The organism is Streptomyces sp. CNH287 (assembly GCF_000424825.1).
The window spans coordinates 1-4,917 of record NZ_AUKQ01000041.1; the positions used below are offsets into that span (position 1 = coordinate 1).

4 protein-coding genes are annotated in these 4,917 nt (G+C 66.6%); all 4 read left to right on the top strand.

Features of this window, described 5'->3' with window-relative positions; genetic code table 11:
- The first annotated feature begins 64 nt into the window (after positions 1–64).
- Positions 65–550: a hypothetical protein gene (locus tag H299_RS0123620; protein ID WP_027750422.1), complete on the top strand. Its 486-nt coding sequence runs from the start codon at positions 65–67 to the stop codon at positions 548–550.
- A 159-nt stretch (positions 551–709) separates the two neighbouring features.
- Positions 710–3,154, top strand: coding sequence for a DEAD/DEAH box helicase (locus tag H299_RS0123625; RefSeq protein WP_027750423.1), 2,445 nt, complete (start codon positions 710–712; stop codon positions 3,152–3,154).
- A 257-nt stretch (positions 3,155–3,411) separates the two neighbouring features.
- The gene (locus H299_RS35885) at positions 3,412–3,969 is read left to right on the top strand and encodes a hypothetical protein (RefSeq protein WP_486587396.1); all 558 of its coding nucleotides are present in this window, start codon (positions 3,412–3,414) and stop codon (positions 3,967–3,969) included.
- 623 nt (positions 3,970–4,592) lie between these two features.
- Positions 4,593–4,841 (top strand): ATP-binding protein, encoded by a 249-nt coding sequence (locus H299_RS38595; RefSeq protein ID WP_106965856.1) that lies wholly within the window; start codon positions 4,593–4,595, stop codon positions 4,839–4,841.
- Positions 4,842–4,917 lie beyond the last annotated feature (76 nt).

Below are 4,917 nucleotides of genomic sequence, written 5' to 3' on the forward strand. Positions count from 1 at the left end.
CACCCGCCGAGTACGAGACCAACTACTACTTCATGGCCACGAAACCCCAGGTCACAACCACAAACTGAAGTCTCTACCGAACCCGGAACGGTTCAGCCTCACGCATGTCACGCTTCCCACCTCACAGGTACAGGTCAACCGCCTGACCGAACTCATCAACGAAATCACTCTGGGCACCGACGTGATCGTGATCGTGGTGAGCCCCGCCACCCACCTGGCCGAGACCGACTTCGATCGAAGCCGCTTTATCTGGCCGACCTGGCAGGGAGAGACCATCCCCGAGGCCCACCAGAAGTGGAAGGCAGTCTTCGCCGCCCAGGACCGCACCTTCAGGGGCATCTACTACGAGGGCCCCACTCTTGAAGAGACGCAGACTTTCCGCGTCCCCCATACCGTTCTGTCCGCCGCGATGTGGAAGATGACCCAGAACGAGCCGCCCTGCGCGGTCCTGTGCACCGGCCTCACCGGGGACCCCTCCGCAGCCGAAATCACGACCGCCCTGGAAGAAAGAAGGCTCCAAGCAGTCCTGGTGGAAGCCCTGTTCGCCTAGCCTCTCAGACCAGCCCCACAACATTCCCTAACGTTGCACGACACGACCCACGCCCAACCGGTCCCGCCCGTTAGCCCCCGCAACACCACTCAGCGAAGGACACCCGACACGATGGACCTCGCCGGCCACCGCTCCATCGCGCACTGAGGATCTTGTTTCATGCCCTCCGAGGAGCCCATCGCCGAGATCGCCGCCGTCACCGCCTCCCGCACCCGCCCCGCCCGGCTCCCACTACGCCCGGACCAGCAGCGGGCCGTCGACAGCGCGGCACGTCACCTCGCGCGCGCACACAGCCGCGGGCACATGGTGTCGGCCTGCGGCACAGGAAAAACGCTCACCGCGCTGCGGACCGCCGAAGCCCTTGACACCCGACACCTGCTGATCGCCGTGCCGAGCCTGGACCTCATCTCGCAGTGGGCCCGCACAGCCCGCAACGACGGACGCCCAGAGCCGATGATGGCCGTCTCGTCCCTAGCTGCGGCCAAGCACCCGGTCCTGGCCGGAGCAGGCGTCCACAGCACCAACAACCCGGAGTTCCTGGCGACCTGGCTGGCCCGGCACGAGCACGCCACCGTCCTCGTCACCCTCGACTCCCTCCCGAGAATCGAACAGACCCAGCACACTCGCGCTCCCGCACCCACCTTCGACCTCCTGATCGTCGATGAGGCACACCGCACCGCAGGGAGCTGGGACAAGGACTGGACCGTCCTGCACGACCACACCCGCATCCGAGCCGACCGCCGGCTCTACCTGACCGCTACCCCCTACAAATGGGAGCCACCACGCCTGACCGAAGCACCCACCACCCGCCCCCAGCCCAAGCGCACCGCAGCCACCGCCCCCGCCTGGGACACCCCAGCCCTCGTCGCCTCCATGGCGGACATCAAAACCTTCGGCCCCCGCCTCCACACCTACAGCCACGCCGACGCCATCGAAGACGGAGTCCTCGCCGACTACCAACTGGTCGTCCCCACCATCACCGACACCCACCTGCGCACCGTCCTCACCACCCCCGGCACCTACTCCGGCTTCGGCCCGACCGCACGCCGCACCACCGCCCTGCACCTGGCGATCCTCAAAGCGATGACCGAACACGACCTCCACCACGTCATCGTGTACTTCCAACAGGTCGCCGACGCCACCGACTTCGCCCGCCAGTTCCCCCACACCCTGCGCACCCTCACCGAAGACCAACGCCCCGCCTGGACCAACGACCTAGTCGTCCAGTCGATCAACGGCACCCACAACCCCGGCCAGCGCCACGACATCCTGACCGACTTCGCCACCGCCGGCCGCGCCGTACTGACCAACTCCCAAGTACTGGGGGAGGGCGTCGACCTCCCCGCCGTCGACGCCGTCGTCTTCGCCGACCGCACCGCCAGCGTCCGCCGCATCGTCCAAGCCCTCGGCCGCGCCCTACGCAAACCCCCCACCCAGACCACAAAGACCGCCAGCCTCGTCATCCCCGCCTACATCCCCCACGGCGCCGATCCCACCGACCTCCTCGGCACCCCCTACGAAGCCCTCTGGCTCGTCACGGCAGCCCTGCGCCACCACGACCAGACCATCGCCGCACGCGCCCCGCGCACCACCGTCAAACGCCGCCTGGAACAAAACACCCGCACGCTCCTCGCCCGCCGCTACCGCTTCGACTTCACCCTCGACCCCGACGCCATCGCCCAGGCAATGGACCTGATCGCCTGGCCCGCCGACAACGCAACCCTCTCCGCCCCACGCCGGGCCGGCCTCGCAGCCGCGACCCGCTTCCACGCCGAACACCAGCACCTACGCGTCCCCACCAACTACGAAGACGCCTACGGCTACCGACTCGGCACCTTCATCGACGGCCAGCGCACCGCCTACAGACAAGGCATCCTCACCGAAGACTGGACCGCCGAACTCGACGCGCTCGACATGATCTGGGACGACCACGAAGCCACCTGGCAGGGCCACCTCACCACCATCACCGCCTTCCACACCGAGCACGGCCACCTCGCCATCCCCCTCCACCAACCCGGCGGCCAATTCCTCATCAGCCAAAGAGCCCTCGCCCGCAACAACCGCCTCCACCCCGACCGCCACGCCCAGCTCGCCGCTCTCGACCCCCACTGGACCCTCCCGCACGGCCCCGACTGGCACCGCAAATACCACCTCCTACGACGCCACATCGAAGCCGGCCACAGCCCCACCACACTGCGCCGCGACACGATGATCGACGAGGTGAAGATAGGAAGTTGGCTGCACCGCCAGTTCTCCACCTGGAACCAGCTCGCCCCCGGACAACGCGACCTCCTCGCCCGCCTGCAGCTGACCCCGACCGCCACCCCCCTGTCTCCTGCAAGCCAGGCAAGCCCAACCGCAGCGAAGCGGCCCCGCCGCTCCTTCGAGCAGACCGCGCAGATCCTCCGGCTCTTCATCGAGCGCTGGAACCGCCCACCCAGCGCCCGCGAATGGGTCGAGGTCGACGGAGAACGCATCATGATCGGACCGTGGCTCTGCAAGACACGCACCAAACAAAAGGCCGAACAACTTACCGAAGAACAAGACCACTTGATGGCAGAGATCCTCCAAGCGGACTGGACTGCCGACGCACCGAGTAACTGATCGTTTCAATATGAGCTTGTGGGGCGCTTGACGTCGGTGGCCGTAGGTGAGCCGCCACGAGTGGTCACCGACCGGTGGATGACCGTCCCACCGCGGTCTGCGCGTCGGCTGCCGCGAGCACGATGTCAGCCAGTTCTTCGGCGGACTATCCGCCACCCGCGTCGATGCGATCCATACCCAGCCTGTCGATGGCATGCCGCTGCCCCTGGCACACCTCTAAACTTCCGATTCTCAGAGCAGAGAGGACGGCCCGTCAGATGGCTGCGCCGGACGATTCGACATCCCAGAGTGGTGATCCTCGGCCCTCCGACCCGCAGCCGGACGGCAGCGACGGCCAACGGACCCTGCGTCAGCGCATCGCGGGCAGATGGAACAGCCTCGGGCATGTGCGCCAAGCAGGCGTTGTGATCGGAGGCGTGGCCGTTGCAGTGGCGGGAGTCATCCTCATCGTCCTTTCCAACCCCCGCGCGACTGTGCCCTCCGTGTCGGATGAGGAAGCGGAGGAGGACACCGACCTGCTCATCACCCGCCGGTGGACCAACCATGCAGGCGGCTACTTCGTGTGCAGTCACATGGGGTGTGCGAAGAAGGTAGATCCGACCATCTTCCGTCACGACTGCTGCGGCCGCTGCCGGCCCGGCCGGGAGTGCCAGACCGCCGCGCAAAGCGATTACGACGGCCCCGGCGGCTTCGCTCACAACTACTTTGAGGTGGCCCTGCGCCCCGGCATCTGCGAAGACTGCGGCGAACCCCCCGAAGCACACCACTGGGTGTTCGACCGCCATCACGGCGACCGCTACCGCCGGGTCGCCTAAGGAGACCCGTGCGTACGACGGCTCTACGTCACGCTGCGGAAGCCCTCACCAGCCAAGATCATTTCGCGGCGGCTGTTGGGCTCACCGGGCCGGGAAGGTGTTTCGATCGAAACGAAGTGAAACGCCCGCTCGACTCGGTTCGGCCCACCCGAAGCCAGCGCCTAACAGACATGGCCAACATGCCTGACGATCCTCGGATATCTGTCAGGCACGTCCCTGAACAGGGCACTTGCCTCACATGCCTGACGCCCATTTTTCACCTCAGATAACGCCTGTGGCTGCTTCATAGCAACCCACTGCGTGTGAACACGGGCGCATCACGGAGTCGTCGGTGGTGAGCCACCCGGCGGCCGTGTGCGGGACCTGCAGCCTCGCGGCGCGGACGGGCCAGTGTGTCGCCCCCCCAGAACCAGGCCCGTACTGCCGCGGTCCTCGGCCGCATGGGCCGTGAGCGGGGCTGCCCGCCGCCCGCCGCCTGGTGTACACCCACCACCACTGGGATTCCGGATCTTCACTTGGTGAAAGAGCGGGTAACGACCGCCGGTGCCTGCGAAACAACATCTGCCGGAGTTGCCACCCCTGCTGCCAGACTGACACCCATGGCTGGGAGTGCACGTCCCTCGATGCAGGAGCTCATCAACACCCGACGCCGAGCCGGATTTGTAGGACGGCGCCATGAACTCGCCGCCTTCCGCGCGAACTTCGACACGAGCCCGGAAGACCCGGAGCACCGGTTTATCTTCCACGTCCATGGCAACGCAGGCGTCGGCAAGTCCTCCCTGGTACGCGAACTCGTCCACCTCGCACGGGAGCGTCAGGCGCTCACCGCCACGGTCGACGAATCCGTGAACAGTGAGCCGTTTCCAACCTGACGGGTGGTTGGACCGGCAGCCCCGGCGACGGGCATGAAGAAAGCTCCTGGTAGACGGGTTCACGACCAAGATCACC

What these genes read in the sequence shown, in the direction of transcription:
- H299_RS0123625 (WP_027750423.1), top strand. Translation starts at nt 710, where the DNA reads ATGCCCTCCGAGGAGCCCATCGCCGAGATCGCCGCCGTCACCGCCTCC.
- H299_RS35885 (WP_486587396.1), top strand. Translation starts at nt 3,412, where the DNA reads ATGGCTGCGCCGGACGATTCGACATCCCAGAGTGGTGATCCTCGGCCC.
- H299_RS38595 (WP_106965856.1), top strand. Translation starts at nt 4,593, where the DNA reads ATGCAGGAGCTCATCAACACCCGACGCCGAGCCGGATTTGTAGGACGG.